Annotated in this window: 25 protein-coding genes; 18 read left to right on the top strand and 7 right to left on the bottom strand. The window is 37.8% G+C overall.

Annotation, left to right across the window (positions count from 1 at the left end):
- Nucleotides 1–21 precede the first annotated feature (21 nt).
- Nucleotides 22–330, bottom strand: coding sequence for a DUF1462 family protein (locus tag QUF99_RS25665; RefSeq protein WP_289373863.1), 309 nt, complete (start codon nt 328–330; stop codon nt 22–24).
- 278 nt (nt 331–608) lie between these two features.
- Between QUF99_RS25665 and QUF99_RS25670 the strand changes: the two genes are divergently transcribed.
- The gene (locus tag QUF99_RS25670; protein ID WP_000431179.1) at nt 609–845 is read left to right on the top strand and encodes a NifU family protein; all 237 of its coding nucleotides are present in this window, start codon (nt 609–611) and stop codon (nt 843–845) included.
- A 238-nt stretch (nt 846–1083) separates the two neighbouring features.
- Here QUF99_RS25670 and yutH read toward each other — a convergent pair whose 3' ends face one another.
- Nucleotides 1084–2085: a spore coat putative kinase YutH gene (yutH, locus tag QUF99_RS25675; protein ID WP_289373865.1), complete on the bottom strand. Its 1002-nt coding sequence runs from the start codon at nt 2083–2085 to the stop codon at nt 1084–1086.
- Between the two features lie 118 nt (nt 2086–2203).
- Here yutH and QUF99_RS25680 point away from each other — a divergent pair, with 118 nt between their 5' ends.
- A complete protein-coding gene (locus QUF99_RS25680; protein ID WP_289373866.1) occupies nt 2204–2695 on the top strand; it encodes a phosphatidylglycerophosphatase A family protein in 492 nt (163 codons plus the stop codon).
- A 184-nt stretch (nt 2696–2879) separates the two neighbouring features.
- On the opposite strand, the gene QUF99_RS25685 is transcribed toward QUF99_RS25680, so the two are convergent.
- Nucleotides 2880–3353, bottom strand: coding sequence for a GNAT family N-acetyltransferase (locus tag QUF99_RS25685; protein WP_289373867.1), 474 nt, complete (start codon nt 3351–3353; stop codon nt 2880–2882).
- A 176-nt stretch (nt 3354–3529) separates the two neighbouring features.
- Here QUF99_RS25685 and QUF99_RS25690 point away from each other — a divergent pair, with 176 nt between their 5' ends.
- From QUF99_RS25690 to QUF99_RS25725, 8 genes are all read left to right on the top strand, one after another.
- The gene (locus QUF99_RS25690) at nt 3530–4792 is read left to right on the top strand and encodes a TerD family protein (protein ID WP_289373868.1); all 1263 of its coding nucleotides are present in this window, start codon (nt 3530–3532) and stop codon (nt 4790–4792) included.
- Between the two features lie 12 nt (nt 4793–4804).
- A complete protein-coding gene (locus QUF99_RS25695) occupies nt 4805–6019 on the top strand; it encodes an HpcH/HpaI aldolase/citrate lyase family protein (RefSeq protein ID WP_289373869.1) in 1215 nt (404 codons plus the stop codon).
- Entirely contained in the window at nt 5946–7331 is a 1386-nt protein-coding gene (locus QUF99_RS25700; RefSeq protein WP_289373870.1) for a phosphoribosyltransferase family protein, read from the top strand. Before QUF99_RS25695 ends, QUF99_RS25700 begins: the two co-directional genes overlap by 74 nt.
- Nucleotides 7328–8446: a cysteine protease StiP family protein gene (locus tag QUF99_RS25705; RefSeq protein ID WP_289373871.1), complete on the top strand. Its 1119-nt coding sequence runs from the start codon at nt 7328–7330 to the stop codon at nt 8444–8446. The genes QUF99_RS25700 and QUF99_RS25705 overlap by 4 nt, the downstream gene beginning before the upstream one ends.
- Complete coding sequence (locus tag QUF99_RS25710; protein ID WP_289373872.1) at nt 8443–9258, top strand: HAD family hydrolase; 816 nt, start codon at nt 8443–8445, stop codon at nt 9256–9258. Before QUF99_RS25705 ends, QUF99_RS25710 begins: the two co-directional genes overlap by 4 nt.
- Nucleotides 9259–9317: 59 nt before the next feature.
- Nucleotides 9318–9986, top strand: coding sequence for a vWA domain-containing protein (locus QUF99_RS25715; RefSeq protein WP_289373873.1), 669 nt, complete (start codon nt 9318–9320; stop codon nt 9984–9986).
- 18 nt (nt 9987–10004) lie between these two features.
- On the top strand, nt 10005–10691 hold the full coding sequence (locus QUF99_RS25720) for an MBL fold metallo-hydrolase (RefSeq protein ID WP_289373874.1): 687 nt from the start codon (nt 10005–10007) through the stop codon (nt 10689–10691).
- Nucleotides 10692–10789: 98 nt separating this feature from the next.
- Entirely contained in the window at nt 10790–11371 is a 582-nt protein-coding gene (locus QUF99_RS25725; RefSeq protein WP_289373875.1) for an NAD(P)H-dependent oxidoreductase, read from the top strand.
- Nucleotides 11372–11408: 37 nt separating this feature from the next.
- Here the strand turns inward: QUF99_RS25725 and QUF99_RS25730 are convergent, their stop codons facing one another.
- The 3 genes from QUF99_RS25730 to QUF99_RS25740 form a co-directional block, all read right to left on the bottom strand.
- Nucleotides 11409–12173 carry a TIGR01457 family HAD-type hydrolase gene (locus tag QUF99_RS25730; protein ID WP_289373876.1) on the bottom strand — a complete coding sequence of 255 codons (765 nt, stop codon included), beginning with the start codon at nt 12171–12173 and terminating at the stop codon, nt 11409–11411.
- A 132-nt stretch (nt 12174–12305) separates the two neighbouring features.
- Complete coding sequence (locus QUF99_RS25735; RefSeq protein WP_289373877.1) at nt 12306–12938, bottom strand: helix-turn-helix transcriptional regulator; 633 nt, start codon at nt 12936–12938, stop codon at nt 12306–12308.
- Between the two features lie 93 nt (nt 12939–13031).
- Complete coding sequence (locus tag QUF99_RS25740; RefSeq protein WP_289373878.1) at nt 13032–13472, bottom strand: DUF86 domain-containing protein; 441 nt, start codon at nt 13470–13472, stop codon at nt 13032–13034.
- Between the two features lie 147 nt (nt 13473–13619).
- Here QUF99_RS25740 and glpX point away from each other — a divergent pair, with 147 nt between their 5' ends.
- The 4 genes from glpX (at nt 13620) to QUF99_RS25760 (ending at nt 16266) form a co-directional block, all read left to right on the top strand.
- Nucleotides 13620–14591 (top strand): class II fructose-bisphosphatase, encoded by a 972-nt coding sequence (gene glpX, locus QUF99_RS25745; protein ID WP_289373879.1) that lies wholly within the window; start codon nt 13620–13622, stop codon nt 14589–14591.
- Nucleotides 14592–14605: 14 nt separating this feature from the next.
- The gene (locus QUF99_RS25750; RefSeq protein WP_286122523.1) at nt 14606–14872 is read left to right on the top strand and encodes a DUF3055 domain-containing protein; all 267 of its coding nucleotides are present in this window, start codon (nt 14606–14608) and stop codon (nt 14870–14872) included.
- Nucleotides 14873–15238: 366 nt separating this feature from the next.
- Entirely contained in the window at nt 15239–15739 is a 501-nt protein-coding gene (locus QUF99_RS25755; RefSeq protein WP_289373880.1) for a S4 domain-containing protein, read from the top strand.
- A gap of 11 nt (nt 15740–15750) precedes the next feature.
- Nucleotides 15751–16266 (top strand): GNAT family N-acetyltransferase, encoded by a 516-nt coding sequence (locus tag QUF99_RS25760; RefSeq protein WP_289373881.1) that lies wholly within the window; start codon nt 15751–15753, stop codon nt 16264–16266.
- Between the two features lie 172 nt (nt 16267–16438).
- On the opposite strand, the gene QUF99_RS25765 is transcribed toward QUF99_RS25760, so the two are convergent.
- Nucleotides 16439–16741: a YutD family protein gene (locus QUF99_RS25765; protein ID WP_286122526.1), complete on the bottom strand. Its 303-nt coding sequence runs from the start codon at nt 16739–16741 to the stop codon at nt 16439–16441.
- 118 nt (nt 16742–16859) lie between these two features.
- Here QUF99_RS25765 and QUF99_RS25770 point away from each other — a divergent pair, with 118 nt between their 5' ends.
- The 4 genes from QUF99_RS25770 to QUF99_RS25790 all read left to right on the top strand — a co-directional run bounded on the left by QUF99_RS25770 (nt 16860) and on the right by QUF99_RS25790 (nt 19909).
- Nucleotides 16860–17438, top strand: a complete 579-nt coding sequence (locus tag QUF99_RS25770; RefSeq protein WP_289373882.1) for a YhcN/YlaJ family sporulation lipoprotein — start codon at nt 16860–16862, stop codon at nt 17436–17438.
- A gap of 131 nt (nt 17439–17569) precedes the next feature.
- On the top strand, nt 17570–18349 hold the full coding sequence (locus QUF99_RS25775; protein WP_289373885.1) for a YhfC family intramembrane metalloprotease: 780 nt from the start codon (nt 17570–17572) through the stop codon (nt 18347–18349).
- Nucleotides 18350–18701: 352 nt separating this feature from the next.
- Nucleotides 18702–19412: a GNAT family N-acetyltransferase gene (locus tag QUF99_RS25785; RefSeq protein WP_289374763.1), complete on the top strand. Its 711-nt coding sequence runs from the start codon at nt 18702–18704 to the stop codon at nt 19410–19412.
- Nucleotides 19413–19432: 20 nt separating this feature from the next.
- Nucleotides 19433–19909, top strand: a complete 477-nt coding sequence (locus QUF99_RS25790; protein WP_289373886.1) for a YbaK/EbsC family protein — start codon at nt 19433–19435, stop codon at nt 19907–19909.
- Nucleotides 19910–19925 lie beyond the last annotated feature (16 nt).

Below are 19925 nucleotides of genomic sequence, written 5' to 3' on the forward strand. Positions count from 1 at the left end.
AGGTTGCAAAGGCTTTTTGTATTATAAATATTTCTCGATTTCTTCGTATACATCCTTCAAACGAGGATTTCCTTCTCCAACAATTTCTCCATTTACGAGAACAACCGGGTAAAATAAGTCCTCTTCAATTACACGCTCAGCAAAAGCTTGTTTCTCCTCATCTTCTTGCTGCTCCTGAATATCAATGTATTCAAACTGAAATTTATCTTCCTGTCCTTCATACTTACGACCAATCGCCGCTTGTAGCCATTCAAATGTTTCTGTTGAAGATGGCATGCCAACACAGCTTGCACAAATTACTTTTGCCCCATATACATGAACTTTCACCATCATCTCTCCCCCATTCCCCGCTCTACTGGCTTCACTTCAAATAAGATCACCGCCAGTAAGAGTCCGATTGCACCTCAACTGCCTAACAGTGGTAATTCCCCACTGATGGAAGTTTCATCTTATAAGCACATACCTTTACAAATCTGTTTCTTGTCCCCTATACTGAAAAAACACGTTGTAAACATGATACAATATTTCGACAATAAAACAAGAACAGAAAAAATAGATTTTCCTCTGTATCTTGATTATAATAAAACTGATGAAAGGAGTCGATAAAAATGGAAAACCCAAATATGCAAGAACAAGTACTAGAAGTATTAGATAAATTACGTCCGTTCTTACTTCGTGATGGCGGTGACGTTGAATTAGTAGATATTGAAGAAGGTATTGTAAAATTACGCCTTATGGGTGCATGCGGTAGCTGCCCAAGTTCTACAATCACATTAAAAGCTGGTATCGAGCGCGCTCTACTTGAAGAAGTACCAGGCGTTATTGAAGTAGAACAAGTATTTTAAATTTAAAGCGGAAGCGGCTCGTTTAGAATAGGAGGAGGATGGAGCTTCTGACATAGAGGTGCTTTTTACCTCGACGGAAGAAGCGAAGCCACCGACTATTCTAGCCGCTGGAGCTGGATAATTTAAAGCGGAGGCGGCTCGTTTAGAGACGCGAAGCATAAAAAAGAGACCACTACTGGTCTCTTTTTTATAAAGTGCAACTCTGATCAGGAAGGTATTACTGCCGGATCAACACCTGTTAGGATAACCAATCTAATTTACGAATCCCTAACTTATCAACAGGCAAGCGAAGGGATTCATAAAAGTGCCTCATAAATTTTTCAGAGCGATTCACATCATGTAAAATAGCTTCTAAACGATCGCGGTATAGACTTTTTTGGTCCTCGTTTCCTGTTAAATAATATCCTTCTACTGTTTCAAAGTAGCGAAGAGGGAAAAGAAGACGTGCAAATAACAGACGCCAACCAAAAGAAGAGAGCGGATAATTTCGTTCATAGTCTGTTACAAACTGAAAAATAGTTTGTTCCCAGTTTTCCTTTTTTTCCATCGACACATATCGAATCCATTCCGCCAAATCACGGCTCGGATGATCGTATACCCAATCAATGGGGATTTTTAATTTATTCGTTTGCTGCCATAATAAAGGTGTCAATCGTTCTTGGCAAATGGTTGCTGCATCTGCAAGTTGCGGTGTATCATCTATTTCGGTGTCAACAACATATTGAATGGCATTTTCAGCAACTCCTAAATAATAAGGGAATGATTCAATAAATAGTTGATCAAATACATCTGATGGATGATTAGAAATTTGCGATTGCCAAAAGCGTTCTAACTGATCGAGTCTTTTTTCCCATAATGCCTTCCATTCACCAATGCGACTTAACTGTTCTACTTCTTCCGGAAAAAAGGCTCCTCGTTTATGAAATATTGAAAGTTCGCTTCCTAGCGAAGTTGCATGCCGATCTAACATGCGCATGCCTTTTAATAAGCAATAATTGTTCTCTTCTATCTCACTTACATAGTAACCGTGTATAGTCGGAACGAAAGTCGCAACGGTAATATCCCCCTGCTGGTTCATATAATCGCTTAATTTTTTCATTTCAACAAGTTCTTCTTCCTCCATATTTCCAATCGGAAGAAGTACATAAATTTTATTACGAATCCAAAAGCTTTTATAGGGGCCAAGGGGGATTAATTCTTTGACATGCATCTGATAATGCTCATAAATATGCTGAATCATCAAAGTCGCCACCTATGTTTTTTCTTTATATATATGAGCTTGTGCTCGACTTTCATTCCTATGCACATGATAAAGCAATTAAACGTATACAATACTAAAAAGAAAAAAAGGTGATAACATGAAAGGATCCAATCAACTACAAGAAAGAGCATTGCAATTACTACAAGAGCGCGGAGTAAAAATTGATGATATTGCGGAACTGGTTCATTTTCTTCAAAAAAAATATCATCCAAATTTAGCGATGGAAGAATGTCGCTATAATGTAGAACGTGTCTTATCCAAACGTGAAGTACAAAATGCATTGATCACAGGTATTGAATTAGATGTCCTTGCCGAAAAAGGACTGTTAAGCGAGCCTTTACAAGATATCGTAAAACGAGACGAAGGCTTATATGGTGTCGATGAAGTAATTGCCCTTTCTATTGTAAACGTGTACGGTTCCATTGGTTTCACAAACTTTGGATATATCGATAAATTAAAACCAGGAATTTTAGAAGCTTTAAATGATAAATCATCTGGAAAAGTTCACACATTCCTTGATGATATCGTAGGAGCAATTGCCGCTGCTGCATCAAGTCGTTTAGCACACCGAGCTGAGCATGCAGAATAAAGTAAAATTTTTTTCAGTGGGAGTTTTCTTCATCCACCACTGATCATTAGCCCTCACCTATCGTGCTTTTACGGGCAGTCATCCCTTCTTTGTTTCTCACTGAATCTTGAGGTAAGGGTCTTACTGCCCCTAAATAGCGGGATAAAAAACAAAACCAACTTCCATGAAAAGAAGTTGGTTTTTTCTACTCTACATCATATGTCATTAACATAAACTCTCTTTTTCGACTTACAAAGGTTGGTCCAGTTTTAAAACCAGCTTTTTCATATAATGTAACTGCACGTTTATTAAAGGTTGCGACGCTTAAACGTATCACTTTCGGCTGGAATTTTTCTTTTACAAACTGTAATCCAGTTTGTAAAAAAGATATCCCCATCCCTTTTCCTGTTAACACAGGTTTCATTCCAAGTCCGATATCCACAACATGCTTTCCTGTGTATAACTTCGCTTCCCTTCCTCCTGGAACTCGTGCATTTTCTCCACAGCAAAAATATCCTATCAATTCCCCCTGCTCATTGCAATATCCATAATATGTACCATCTAAGAGTTCATGTAACGCTTCATCACTACCTGAAAAGCTATATAACGAGTACGGTTTTTCGTACTTCCATGCATTAATTTCTTCTGCTTCCGCTTCTGTCAGTTTGTGTATATTCATATGCTCTTTTTCTCCTCATTTCTTTTCAGAAATCCTATTACTAACAAATTTCTACATTAATCATGCAATTCATCTTTTATTTTTAAAAATTTTGTAAATTTTTAATAGATGAAATTGGAAAACTTTTCTTTGCATGTTACGATTGCATTAATCATTGTAAATGAGGTGAGTTCAAAATGACACTACAATTACGCAAAGGGCAAAAGGTTGATTTAACAAAAACGAATCCTACATTAACTCATATCAAAATTGGTCTTGGATGGAATCTCTCTCCGAAATCAAGTTCACATGCATTCGATTTAGATGCCTCCGCTCTTTTATTAGACGAAAATGGGCGCATTGCAGATTTAGAACATATCGTATACTACAACCAACGAACAGCTTTGCAAGGAGCAATTACGCTGTCACCAGATAATCGTACGGGTGCAGGGGCCGGAGATGATGAAGAAATTTCAATTTCACTTCAAAAACTTCCATCTCATATCGAACGAATTATGCTAACAATTACCATTCACGATGCGGTAGCTCGCATGCAAACATTCGGTCAAGTAAACCGCTCTTACGTCCGCATCATAAACGCCGCAACCGACGAAGAACTGTTCCACTATAATCTTGAGAAAGAGTTTTCCTCGGAAACAGCTCTTATCATCGGGGAAATCTATCGTTATAAAGGAGATTGGAAATTCGGTGCGGTCGGCAGAGGTTTACAAGGTGGCCTTATCAACCTTTCCCAGCAGTTCAGAGCATTACATACACCTTCTAATTTTTTTCAAAAATTAGAACCGAAAATTAATCCCTTATCTATGCCAAAAAACATTAATCTTTCTAAAATTGAATTAAAAAAATCAGGCGATACAATTAACTTACAAAAAACAGACAAACCGCTTGGAGAAATCGCGGTGAACCTAAACTGGAGCAAACAAAAGGAGCAGAAACAAAAAGGATTCTTCACATCCTTAATGGCAGGTGGCTCCTCTCTAGTAGATTTAGATTTAGGCTGCTTATTTGAATTTAAAGATGGTTGGAAAGACGTCGTACAGCCGCTTGGAAATATATTTGGCTCATTTTATGACGAACCTTACATTCATTTAGATCAAGATGACCGTACGGGTGCTTCAGTAAACGGTGAAAACTTACGCATCAACGGAGATATGGTTCATGAAATCAAAAGAATATTAATTTTCTCTTATATATACGAGGGCATTGCAAACTGGTCACAAGTTGATGGTGTCGTCACATTGAAACAGCAAAATGGACCGGATATTATCGTAAAAATGGATGAACACCGCAATGGATTTAATACTTGTGCCGTGGCAATGCTTGAAAATGTAAATGATGAGACATTCAAGGTACAAAGGCTCGTGAAATATTTTAAGGGGCACAAAGAAATGGATCGGCATTACAAATGGGGGATGAACTGGGTCGCTGGCTCAAAATAAGGTGGTGAGAATTTGAAGCATTTTGCATATTTGTCTCCTGAGGAAAGGCAAAAGCTTTTCTATCAGGAACCGATTGAATTTTCGAAGGATATAACAAAAGAACAACTAGCCTATGCATTAGGTGCTACGCTATACACACCTGGAACAAGAGAGAACATTGCTCAAGAAATTGCAACAAAAAAACACGAAGGTACCACATCTATCGTATTCTGTTTAGAAGATTCCATTAGCGATGGAGATGTGGAACGTGCGGAGCAAAATATCGTTATACAAATGCAAACACTCGCGCATATGATTGATGCAAATAAGCTTCATTCAGCAGACGTACCGCTTCTCTTCATCCGTATTCGCGAGCCAAAACAGATGCGCTCACTCGTTCATGAACTAGGCAGTGCTGTTCATTGCATAAGTGGATTTGTCTTTCCTAAATTCACTCCTGCTAACGGAATGTCTTATATTCATGAACTGAGGCATATAAATGAACACTATTCACTTTCACTTTATGGGATGCCTATTTTAGAATCCCCTGAAATTATGTATAAAGAAACGCGTACCGAAGCATTATTAGCAATCAAAGCAATACTCGATTCTTACCGGGATTACATTCTAAATGTAAGAATTGGTGCTACCGATTTTTCAGGCATATTTGGCATTCGCCGAAACAGTGCTACAACAATCTATGATATTTCTGTTATTCGTGATTGTATCTCTGACATTATCAATATCTTTTCTAGGTCAACAGATGAGTATGTCATATCGGGACCAGTGTGGGAGTATTTCGGAAATCAGCAACGCGTTTTAAAGCCACAACTTCGCCAAACACCCTTTCGTGAATCACTTGGCAATGATGGACTAAAAATGCGAACAGAAATGCTTCATCGTTATGAGGATGGTCTGATTCATGAAGTCTTGCTTGATCAAGCAAATGGATTGGTCGGAAAAACAGTCATTCATCCTTCTCACATTAAACTCGTACAAGCTTTACATGTTGTAACACTAGAAGACTATGTAGATGCGATGGCTATTTTCGAAAATGCTCACACGTATAACGGTGTTATGAAAAGTAGTTTTTCCAACAAAATGAATGAAGTGAAGCCCCATTATAATTGGGCGCGTAAAACAATACTGAAATCTACTATTTACGGGGTGCTACATGAACAACAAACTTTCATCGATCTCCTTACCGAAACATCAAACCAAAATGTACACGTACCAAATTTTAAATAAAATAACAGTTCATATAGAAGTGTGCGATAATCCATATTTTTTATCACCAGAACATCTGTTTCAAATGGCAGCGAGAATCAATAAGAAACGTGGCTTTTTATTTGTCAGTACCATTTTAGGAAAACATCTTCCTATTTCACCAGCTGTCTCTTTAGCAGGAGGATGTGCTCTTGCTGCAAGATATATGGAAATGATGCACAATACAAACCATCCATTTCAAAAAGAGATTCTCAAAATCATCTCAACGAAAAAAAGTACAGATTATGAGTTACAGGCTATTTTACAATATCAATTTCCTCTGCAAAAAGAAGTCCTATTTATCGGTTTTGCAGAAACGGCTACCGCATTAGGTCACGCTATGTTTCAATGCTTCCAAAATGCAAAGTATGTACATACAACAAGGGAAACTATTTCACAAATTGATCCTATCATTACATTTGAAGAAGAACATTCCCATGCGACATCTCATCGCTGCTATGTGGACAATAGTTATTTTCAAAACGAAAATCCGATTATCCTTGTCGATGATGAAATGACAACAGGGAAAACAGCCTTAAATATCATTCAATCTATTCAAGAAAAGTTTCCAAGAAAAGAATATGTTGTTGCTTCCTTATTAGATTGGCGCTCAAATAAGCACCGAGAACAGTTTGTAAAATTAGAGAAACAGCTTAATATAACCATTCACGTTATATCCCTATTAGGGGGATCTATCGACGTTATCGGCAGCCCAATTGCTACTTCTAAGCCAAATGATCTAGTAGCTCATCCAGAGCTTGAAACGGACATAAAAAGGTATTCTATTTCTTGTCCCTCCCTGCCGTATACATCTCCTGAACATGACATTACTTATACAAAGTATACAGGTCGTTTCGGTATTTCGGCAGATGAGCAAGAAAGTCTGCATTCATTTTCCAAGAAAGTTGGCAAGCAACTAAAAGAAAAAAGAAAAGGCAAAAACACTCTCTGTTTAGGAACTGGCGAGTTTATGTATATACCGATGCGAGTCGCCGCTGAAATGGGTGCAAACGTTTCTTACCAATCAACGACACGCAGTCCCATTCATCCTTATGCCGAGGCACAATATGCGATTCATAGCCGTTTTTCCTATGAAAGTCCCGAAGACAAAGCGGTGACAAATTATTTTTATAACATTGAGCCCGGTAATTATGACGAAGTCTTTCTCTTTATCGAACGAAATCTACAAGAAGAGTGCTTACTGCCGCTCCTTGGGCAATTACAAAAGATGATTCCACTCATTCATATCGTTTCATTTAGCAATTTAGCAGAAAGCGAAGGTGAAGAAATATGACCCAATCAAAAACTTTGCAGCGCATTGGTAGTTACGCTGACGATGATGCTATCTTTCTATTAAAAGATATTAGTAATATCATTGTAGAAAGCTCAACAGACCAAAGAGAGATAGCCATTCAGTCAGGGACGCACTACTCTGAGATGCTTCCAATTGAATACAAGCCATCCAAAGAGTATATGGACTTATTCTTCACTTCCTTACAGCAATATAAGCACAAATTAGCAGTTGCCGCCGGTGTAGTTGCAGAACAAATTGTAAAGACAAAAGGAACGAATCTTGTTCTCGTCTCGTTAGCAAGAGCTGGTACTCCAATTGGTGTTTTAATAAAACGATACATACGTTATCAATATAATCTCGACCTACCACATTATAGTATATCTATTATTCGTGGACGCGGCATTGATGAAAATGCCCTTCAATATATTTTGCAAAAACACCCGAATCAAACGATTCAGTTTATTGATGGATGGACCGGCAAAGGTGCCATCAAAAAAGAGCTTCGTCAATCTGTGCATAGATTTAACGAAAAGTATCATGAGTACATTTCAGACTGTATGGCTGTGCTTGCTGACCCTGGCCATTGCACAGCTATATATGGGACACGTGAAGATTTCCTCATTCCAAGCGCCTGTTTGAACGCAACAGTTTCAGGATTAGTAAGCCGCACAGTCTTAAATGAGGCATATATTGGCCCTAATGATTTTCATGGTGCCAAATATTATAAAGAACTAGAAAAAGAAGACTTGTCTAATTTATTTATCGAAGAAATTACAACGTTATATCCTGATGTTGGTGATGAGATTAAAACGCAACTGGAGCATATCATCGCTACATATACAGAACCATCATGGCAAGGGTTACAAAATATCACTTCTATTCAAAAACAATTTGAAATAGATGATATCAATTTGATTAAACCCGGCGTCGGAGAAACAACACGTGTTCTACTAAGACGGATACCATGGAAAATTTTGATTCGCGAAGAAAACAATCCTGACTTACAGCATATTTTGCTTCTTGCACAAGAGTTGAATGTACCAATTGAAATATATAAACATATGACGTACTCATGCTGCGGATTAATTCAACCGCTAAGGAGGAACCAATCATGATTTTCGCAAGCGACCTTGATCAAACGCTTATTTATTCTCGTAAATCATTTCGAAAGCATATAGACGATGTGCATATTCAGCTTATCGAAACATTAGATGGAAAAGAAATCTCTTTTATTACGCATGAAACAATTTCCTTATTGCAAAAGTTACAATCACAAGCACACTTTATTCCGGTCACAACGCGAACAATCGAGCAGTTCCAACGTATTACGCTGTTTCAAAAGGATGTTGTACCAGAATATGCTGTTACAAGTAATGGCGGCAATATTCTTCACAACGGCAAACAGGATACTGCTTGGAAAAACAACATACAAGCACGGATCACAACAGAATGTATGGCAAAAGAAGACGTTCTAAAGGAGTTTCAAAATATTTCTCATGAAGAATGGGTGCTATCACAAAAAACAGCAGATGACTTATTTCACTATTGCATAATTGACCGAGAAAACATTCCCTACAAAGAGCTCGCTTCCTTTACAGCATGGTTAGACACGCAAGGGTGGAATTATTCACTGCAAGGCAGAAAATTATACTTTGTTCCAAAGCCAGTGAACAAATGGGATGCCGTCGCGTATTTAAAACAAATCACCGCGACCAAAACCGTAATTACAGCTGGAGATTCCTTACTTGATTTATGCATGCTAGAAGGGGCAAATCATGCTTTTGCTCCCCTACATGGTGAACTAGAAACAGAACAAGGTAGTTTACTACCTCACATTACAAAAACAAATGAATTTGGTATATACGCAGCTGAAGAAATTGTAAACAGAGCTCTTCAACTTATCCAAACTTCTCTTCCAACTGCGTAATCTATACATACTTCAAGAGTCAACATCCTTGTTACATTACAAAAAAAGGGGCGATTGTATTGAGTACTATCACATTAAGAAAAGAAGCTGTACGTGTTGTATTAGAGAAAAAGAAATTAACAGGTGTTGTGGCAAAAGTTGCACTCGTTTTAGACATTTCCGGATCGATGCGAACTTTATATAGAAACGGTACTGTCCAAGAAGTTGTGGAACGCATCCTTGCTGTTGCAAGTCAATTTGATGATGATGGTGCACTAGATATTTGGGTGTATGATAATGAGTTTTCTAGATTACCAGCCGTTACTGAAAAAGACTTTGCTGGTTATGTAGAAAAGCATATCTTAAATAACAATTCCATTCATAAATTCGGCCGAAATGACGAACCACAAGTGATGGAAGATGTGATTCAAAAGTATACCATGGAAGAGAAAAGTGAAGAACCAGCCTTTGTTATTTTTATTAACGATGGTGGTTGTAAAAAAGGCATTCAAAAGCCAGTAGTATCCTCCTCTAACAAGCCAATTTTTTGGCAGTTTGTTGGGATTGGAAACGGCAAATTTGATGTTCTTCGAAAACTCGATGAAATGGATGGACGCTTCATCGACAACGCAAACTTTTTTCACATTCGAGATATTGAAAAAACAACAGATGAAACACTATATAACCAGCTATTAAATGAACTTCCGCTGTGGATAAAGGAAGCGAAAGAGAAGCGAATTTTGCTATAACGTATAGAAGGTGTTATTTTGATTGAACAATTATCATTAGGCTTTTCCAACGCGTTTCTCCTTCGTGGCGATAAGACCATTATTGTGGATACAGGTAGACCCGGAAATGAGACTCGTATTTTACAAGCACTCGAACAACGAAACATCTCTCCAGCAGATGTTTCGTTAATCTTATTAACACATGGACATTTTGATCACTTCGGAAGCGCAAGAGCTTTAAAACAAAAATTAAACGTCCCAGTTGCCATTCATCATTTGGACCACGTTGCATTACAAAACGGGAAAGATCCTGCACTACATCCAACAAGGTTTACTGGAAAACTCTTAAAGCTTTTCTTGCATGGAAAAACGGAAAGCTTCGAACCAGATATTATCATCCGTAGCGAATTTAATCTTGAAGATTACGGCGTTTCAGGTAGAGTCATACATACTCCTGGTCACACACCTGGCTCACTATCGATCATGTTAGCCAATCATGACGTAATTATCGGTGACTTACTAATGGGTGGACATTTAGGGGGAATTCTTTCTTCTCACATACCAAATATCCATTACTTTGCAGAAGATATTGAACAAGTCCACAATAGTATCCACAAAGTCATAGGTTATCAACCGAACCGTGTATTTGTTGGTCACGGTGGTCCATTACGCGCTGTGGATATTAAGCATGCCTTTCACATCCCTGTTGATAAAGTGAAACTTTAATCAGTGGGGGTTTTATGTCGGTTTTTTAATTTGTATTTATATGGGTTCGTTATCATTCGAGCAAACTATCAACATATCCACAAATAGGAGGAACAAACATGAAACATTTAATCATTTATGCACACCCTAATCCACAAAGCTTTAACCATGCAATTTTAGAAACTGTACAAGGACAATTAGAAGAAAAAGGTCATGAAGTACGCGTTCGCGATTTATATGCCTTAAACTTCAATCCTGTATTAGCTACTGATGATTTCATTTCATTTTCTCAAGGAAATACGCCAGCTGAAATTGAAGAAGAACAAAAACATATTGCTTGGGCAGATAACATTATATTTATTTATCCAGTTTGGTGGGCAGGCCTTCCTGCAATCTTAAAAGGATACGTTGATCGCGTATTCAGCCATGGCTTTGCGTATGCTTACAGTGAAAATGGCATTGAAAAGTTATTAAATGGTAAAAAAGGCTTGCTATTATCCACAATGGGAAATACGAAAGAAGCTTATACAGCAAACGGTATGTTTGAAGCAATGAAGAAAACAACTGATGCGGGTATTTTTGATTTTACAGGTATTGAAACATTGGAACACACATTTTATACAAGCGTCCCTTCTGTGGATGATGCAGCGAGAAAGCAGTACCTTGAAGAAGTGAAAGAATTAGTGAACCGAGTATTTTAATAAGAAAAACGAGATAACAACTGTTATCTCGTTTTTCTTACATCTTCTCAATCCACTCGGTCAAGTTATGCACAACCTGTGTTGGTTGCACATCATATTCTGTTAATTTCTCCACAGATGTGACTCCAGTGTGGACAAGTAAAGTATGCATGCCAGCATTGATCCCCGCTAGAATGTCGGTATCATAGTTATCCCCAACCATTAACGCCTCTTCTTTTGATGTGCCAAGTACTTTTAACGCTTGCTCCATAATAATGGATTCTGGTTTACCGATAAAAATTGGATCTACGCCTGTGGATACTGTGACAACAGATGTTAATGATCCGTTTCCTGGCAGTAAACCACGCTCAGTTGGAATGGCAATATCCCCATTTGTTGAAATAAATGTCGCGCCACTGCGTACTGCCAAGCAGGCTTTTGCCAGTTTTTCATACGTAATTTCACGATCCAGTCCAACAACAACAAAATCAGGATTTTCATCCACAAGCTCGAACCCTTTTTCCACAAGTGCATCATGTAATCCTTCTTCACCAATCATATAAACTGAAGCATTTTGTTTACGCTCATAAATAAAGTTCGCTGTTGCCATACTCGTTGTAAATACTTGATCCGGCTTAGCTGGAATATCAAAACGAACAAGCTTTTCTGCCACTTGTTCCGGTTTACGCGTTGAGTTATTTGTTACAAATAAATACGGAAGATTACGTTCCTGCAATGCTTTCACAAAATCGCTTGCTTCTTCAATTTGTTCTTCTCCGCGATACATTGTACCGTCTAAATCGATTAAATAGCCTTTATACATCTACTATGTCTCTCCTTTTTGTCCCGTCATAGCGGACACTTGTGAAAGTTTTATTTAACCTGCAACACCCTTCTTATATTAACCCTTTTCATAAAAGAAAAAAACGCTTTATCCAAAAGCGTCTCATAACGTTCATTTTTTTTCTTGTATTTGATATGAACAGTGACAATCTCCGTCGCACATGTTAGATAGCACTTTCATATTTGCGGAAGAAAACAATCGCTGATACATATTTTTCTCGTCTACACAAAGCTGTGGAAACTTCTCAGCAACGGTCATTAATGGACAATTTTGTTTTTGTAAGATGAAAGAGTTTTCGCCTTCTTGTTTCACCTGTACCATATACCCATTTCTCTCTTGTAAAAAAGCCACTTCTTTTAATTTATTTATCAATTTATCTTGACGACTCACTCGCTTTTGGAGTTGTTCTTCCATCCGCTCTGTTCTTGCTTGTAAAATCGCTTTCACAATTGTTTCATCGCCAATACGTTGTAATTCCTCTAGTATATCTAACGCAAACTGTTTATACTCTTTCGGAAACAAATCTTCCCCTTTTTCACTTAAACCATATACATATGTAGGTCGTCCAACGTGTTGTCTCATCATTTTTGAATGAATCAATTGTTCTTTCTCTAACTTGCTTAAATGACGACGTACAGCCATTTCGGTGATTTGTAAAGATTCAGCTAGCATTGCTACAGTTTGTTCCCCTTTTACTTTTAAAAGCTGTACAATCTCCTCTTTCGTTGTACGTGCTTCCCCCATTTTTTTCCCTTCTTTCCTTCCCTTTTCTCTCGCTCTAATAACAGTACAAAATCCCCATCTGAGCAAAAAGATAGATGGGGATACTGCGGGACCTTATTCTGGTACAAACGCGGAAACGGGTCCTAATTCCTGTTCTAAATAACGACGAATATTTGCAGGATAGTTTTGCACTATGGCTATTTGTTTTTGTATTGTTCTATATAACTCTTCATGGTTCATTTCTACATAATCTTGCATCAACATTTTACGAAGAAGAATCACTTTCTTGATTCCTTCCCCCTCTTCATTACGTATTACCTTCTCGTCCATTAAAATATCAATAATATCTTCATAGCTTCCTGGATCGCGCATAATAAACCCATCAATCATTGCATTTCCAACATCTAATATGCAATCAATGATAAGATGCGACATACGTTCTAACGCATAATATTCAAAAGAAGTCTTATATTGTTGCTTCTCTTGAAATGTATCTACCACTTGTTCTAAACATGTTAACATTTGTTCTATTTTTTTTCGATCTACAAAGTACATGAATATCACCCACCTGGAAATAAAAGCATTTACATTTTAATTGTAACCGTTTCTTCTGAAAAAATCGACAATTTTTCGAATTCACCTTTTCCCCGTTCTTTGTTATAGTTATAACTGTATGATTTTCGAAATTGGAGGAATGTCACCTTGGAACGTGAACTCGCATTAGAAATTGTCCGTGTAACAGAAGCAGCAGCCCTTGCATCAGCACAATGGATGGGCCGTGGAAAGAAAAACGAAGCAGATGACGCAGCAACTACTGCTATGCGCGATATGTTTGATTCAGTAAACATGGCAGGTACTGTTGTTATTGGTGAAGGAGAACTTGATGAAGCACCAATGTTATATATTGGTGAAAAACTAGGGACAGGCAACGGTCCAGATGTAGATATCGCCGTTGACCCATTAGAAGGTACAAACATCGTTGCAAAAGGCCATGCAAACGCAATGGCAGTTATTGCAATCGCAGATAAAGGAAACCTTCTTCATGCTCCGGATATGTACATGGAAAAAATCGCGGTTGGTCCAAAAGCAGCTGGTAAAATTAGCTTAGATGATCCAATTGAAAAAACAATTGATATTGTAGCAGAAGCAAACAATAAAAAAATTCGTGACCTAACGATTATCGTCCAAGAACGTGAACGTCATCAAGAAATCATTGACCGTGTACGTGCAAAAGGTGCACGTGTAAAATTATTCGGTGATGGCGATGTTGGTGCGTCAATCGCAACAGCTCTTCCAGGAACAGGTATCGATTTATTCGTTGGTGTTGGCGGTGCTCCAGAAGGCGTTATCTCTGCCGCAGCACTGAAATGTCTTGGCGGTGAAATGCAAGCACGCTTAGTTCCAATGAATGAAGAAGAAGAAGCACGTTGTCGTAAAATGGGACTAGAGGATCCTCGTCAACTTCTTATGTTAGATGACTTAGTATCTGGCGAAGATGCAATCTTCTCAGCAACAGGCGTATCTGCTGGCGAGTTATTAGATGGTGTAAAATTCCTTGGCGGAGATTTAGCAGAAACGTATTCTATCGTTATGCGTTATAAAACAAGAACGGTACGCTTTATTAAAACGCATCACCATTTAGACCATAAGCCTCACTTAAATTTAGATATTTAAAAGGAGTCGAATGTATGGGAGAACGTTTTTTTCTTTATGATGACACAGTAGACACAAAAACACGTTTCGTTAGCTTTATGGGAGAAAATGAGCGTCACGATTTAGCGCTTCTATACTCTGATCGTCATTATGGTAAAACAATTGTCCTGGATATTCAGCGCAATAAATTTGCGATTATTGGCAGTGACGATTTAAACGAACCGGGCTACTTAGAGCATGCATTTTCTATGTCTGAAGAAAATGCAGAAGAACTACGCTCATTTTTATTTGAACTTATATGATTTCTTGCGCCAGCTATTACGATAGCTGGTATTTTTTCACATATTAAATTTCGAATTTTCAATCTTTTATGTTATACTAAAAGGCAAATCTATTTGGATAGAAAGGACGTCTACTACGTATGCCAACATTTACTTTGTAATGGACCAGCAACTGGATAGCATTACTCTCAAAAAAGCAGCGTGCTTTTTCAAGGGAGTAGTCTGCCCATACCCATTACAAGGAGCGTAGCACATCTGTAGTATGATGTTTACGGAGGTTCCTCTAAAGGGTCTCCTTTTATTTTTGTCTATTTCCTTCCTTCTCATACTGCAAGACATCCAAATAGCTGTCTTACGTTCCTTTACCATAAAACGAGGTGAAGGAAAATGCAGAAAGTACACCTTTCTTGGAATTTATATCAAAGTGAATTAGAAACAACTGTTGAAAAGCATTGTAAAAATTGTGGGTACACCACCCTTTTTACTGCTACACGCATTCGTCGGCATAACGCAAATGGGAAAAACATTTACCGTTTTGCGATTTATAAATGTCATAAAGGACATACGTGGAATAAGAAACTCCAAATTTATAAAACGTATTCAGAGCATGTAGAAACACTGGATATGTTTCAAGAAGAATGGAATGAAACAGCAAATACCATCTCGATGATGCAATATAAAGATGCTGGCACTACTGAAATAACAATCCTGTTAGAGATGGTCTTTGGCTCCCATCGCATCGACAAAGCTCTGGCAGCATATATTTCAGACTGGAGCCGCACCGCAATTGTAGAAAAAATAAAAAGCGGACACATTCATTTGAATGGACAAAAGATGAAACCAAATGCAACGCTTTCTGAAGGTGATCTTATTTCGATTTGCTTGTAAAGGAGACACATATGTTAAAAATAACAAAAGGTACGCCTTACCTGCTTGATGAATTAAATATGATGTACCAAAAGTGTAAAGAAAGCCTGCTACAGAAACAGATTTACCAGTGGGATGACTCTTATCCAACGCGAGAATCAATTGCATATCACTTAGAGAATCATGAACTCTACTGTCTATTTAAGGATACTTCTCTCGTTGGTGCCGTCGTTTTGAACGAATGGCAATCTCCTGAGTATACACTCATTGATTGGTCGAAAACAGATGGTCGTTTTCTCATTGTTCATTCTTTTGTCATCCATCCTATCGCCCAAGGGCAAGGATATAGCAAAATACTATTATCCTTTTGGGAGGACTATGCGAAGAAAAATAAATATACAGAAATACGCCTAGATGCTTTTACAGGCAATCCCGTTTCATTACGCCTATATGAAACAAATGATTACACGTGCCGAGGAGCCATCTACTTTGCAAGTAAGCCTGTGCCCTATAATTGGTATAACTGCTACGAAAAAATATTTGAATAAAAAAGAATTCCTCTTACATTGTGTAAGAGGAATTCTTTTTTATCCCGCATTAGCGGGCAGTCCCCCCACCTCAAGATGTAAAAGTTAGGTGGACGATAACTGCCCGTAAAATCTCGATTCGTTCAATTCATCATCAGTAGGGGATGAAGCCCCCAATGATGAAAGTTTCACTTTATTTCTTTACTTTTCTCAATACAAAGTGCGCACACCCAAAATTACAGTACTCGTATAAATACTCCGATAATGTACTAATTTTCGTATCATACGTTGAACGTTGACTACTATCATCAAAAAAACCACGCAACCTGAGTTGATCATATCCCCAGTCACCTACGATATAATCGTATTTATTTAAAATTTCTGCATAGCGTTCTTTAAATGCTTCTTCACGAAAACCATTACGATAATCTTTGATTACTTCGTAATTAACATTATTGATGGAAACTGTAGTGTGAATCTCCTGCTTTTGCTCCATAATTGACTTCCTTTCTAAGCATTCTTCTTTTTATCGTATCACAAAGGGAAAAAACCAACAATTTCAAATGTACAAAAATGAAAAGTAGCAAATGCTATAGAGAAGGAGGTGATTTTTAATGAAAAAGCAACTCGTTCTCTCTCTCCTCACTCTTACCTTATTTGCAGCGTGTCAATCAGCAAATAAAGCGGAAATGCAACGAGAAGAAGGCAGTCGTGTTCTTGTCTCTAATAAAGATGACATGTATCATACGGAACAAACAAATACTAGGCTAACAAGGGTTGGCTACTCTCATAAACAAAAAAATGAAGTATCTAACCGACAAGTAGGTGCCATTAACCGTAAAAAGGTAGCCGAAATGATTACAGATATGACAGTGAAACTCCCTGACGTAACAAATGCCGCTACTCTCGTCACTGATGATGAAGTATTCGTTGTATATCGGGCCAAAACAACAGATCCTGCTCTTGTAACAGATCAAGTATATAAAACGGCTTTGTCCATCGTTCCTCGCTATTATAAAGCATATGTTTCAACAGACCAAAAGTTGATTTCCCAAATTCAAGGGCTACAATCTGGTACGTTAAATGATAAAGAATATACACAGAGCCTTGATATGCTAAAACGGGAAATGAGCAAAAATCCGCATTTGAATAATAATCAAACAGAGACGCTAAATGATATGATAAAGAAATAAGACTTGCATTACGGGCGGTTTTTACCGCCCTTTTTCTATTCCTTGCCCCTTAACTAGAAGCAGTTCCCTCCACATTTCCCCGGTTTTCATGCATAATATAGGAGTACACACGTTAGAAAGTGGTGAAAAATATGGTTTCAAATGCTGTGATCAGCAGTATGATTATTCAATTGGTACTCTCTGTTCTTGTGCCCATTATCGTTCTCGTTTATTTCCGAAAAAAATATCAGATTTCCTTTAAAGTGATTGGTGTTGGTATTCTTATTTTTATCGGATTTTCACAAATTTTAGAGAAGACACTTCACATGTTTGTTCTTGGAAATCCGGTGACACATGAACTATTAAAAAACCCATTCATTTATGCAACTTATGGTGGCCTTGCTGCCGGCATTTTTGAAGAGTTTGGACGCTTTGTTGCCTTCTTCTATTTACTAAAGAAATATCAAGATTATAGAGATGGGCTAGCCTATGGACTTGGGCATGGCGGCATTGAATCCATTTTAATCGGTGCGCTAGCTGGTATTCAAAGTCTGTTCTTTGCCTTTTCTATTAACAATGGCACCTTCTCAAAGCTCATTGAGCAAACCCCACAGCTCAGTAAAGTACAAGATGCTTTAATCAACACTCCGGCCTACTTATATTGGTTTGGTAGTCTAGAAAGAATCATGGCACTCATTTTACAAATCGCCTTCACAATGCTTGTATTATACGGTGTGAAACAAAAGAAATATATTTTCGTTTTATACGCTGTCCTCTTCCATGCATTTGTAGACTTCTTTGCAGCACTCTATCAAGCAGGGAAAATTAACTTGTTTGTCACAGAGGGTCTAATGGTCGTATTCGGAATCTGTGCCTATATCGTGATTCGTAAAATGAAAGAAAAGCTTACAACAGAACCGATTACAAGCTAAGTCAATATGACTTAGCTTTTTTATTGTATCCTGTATCTCGTATTAACGGGCAGTAAGACCCCCACTGATGGAAATTTCACTTTATGAAGGACTTTGTTTTCTGCTTGTCGAAGTATGTTACGGTCAACTTGAAAAAGTGAGGTATGGACCGAGTCGCATCGGTCATCCACGATATTTTAAAGCAAGAACATACTGTAACCTTACTTATGACACATGGAAAAACTTAAGTAATCCAGATGTGTATGAAATTACAGTTAATGAACAAACGACAATCCACAGATTGTGGGGGATACAATTGAAACTCGTTTCACTAGACGCTCATAACATAGGAACTGAGCATATTTGCTGTGCCATTTCGGACAAGAAAGTGCAACGTGGTGTGGAGCTAAAAAAAGATTGGCTAAAAAATCGTCTCGAAGAAGGACTTGTTTTCAAAAAGCTAGATGCAAAAGGAAAGGTCTTTATTGAATACCTTCCAGCCGAATATGCATGGGTACCTATCTCTGCAGCCGGATACACATGCGTGAACTGCTTTTGGGTGTCTGGACGTTTTAAAGGGCAAGGCTATGGCGCTCAGTTACTAGACGCGTGCATACAAGACTCAAAAGAAAAGGGAAAACACGGAATTGTGGTCATTTCAAGCAATAAAAAGCGTCCGTATTTATCAGATAGTAACTATTTTAAGAAAAAAGGGTTTCAAGTATGCGATACGGCACCGCCTTATTTTGAACTGCTTGTTTATAAATTCAATCCAGATGCTCCTACTCCGCAATTTAAAGCAAGTGCAAAAGAAATGAAGATTACAAATCAGAACGGATTAGTTGTCTATTATACGAATCAATGTCCCTTCACCGACTATTACATTAATCAGGAATTAAGAGACGTTACAAAGCAGTATAACATTGCTTTCGAATGTATTCAGTTGACATCGCGAGAAGATGCACAAAATGCTCCTTGTGCTTTTACAACGTACGGGGCTTTTTATAATGGAGAATTTTTAACTCATGAAATTTTAACTGCAAAAAAATTTGAAAAGATGATGATGAACATGAAACAAATATAAGGAAGGGGTATAACTGCAATATGTACGAAGAAGTAATCTCCTTATTACATAAAACAAATGTTTCCTATGAGAAATTTGAACATGAACCGGTTTTAGATTACGAAGCGGACCGGATCGTTCGAGAACGTCTCGGTTTACAGGGTGCTCCAAGTAAAAGCTTATTTTTAAAATCAAAATCCGGATTCTATTATGTCCTATTCACATTAGAAAATATACGTTTCAATATGAACGATATAAAAGAAATTGCTGGGAAACGTCTGTCTCTTTGTTCACCTGATGAACTAAGAGAACAAACAGGTTGTATTCCTGGATGTGTTGCACCTTTCGGTTATTCACAGGATGTAACAATTATTGTGGACCATTCCATTTACGCTTACGACAAAATCTTAATTTCACCAGGTGTCCCAGAGTTTACAATTGAATTATCCACAGAAGAATTAAAAAAGATTTTATCCACATGTAAAAATGCAGTTTTAGAATATAAAAAAGAGAGCTGAATCATCAGCTCTCTTT

This window comes from Bacillus sp. DX4.1 (assembly GCF_030348195.1).
Lineage (GTDB): Bacteria > Bacillota > Bacilli > Bacillales > Bacillaceae_G > Bacillus_A.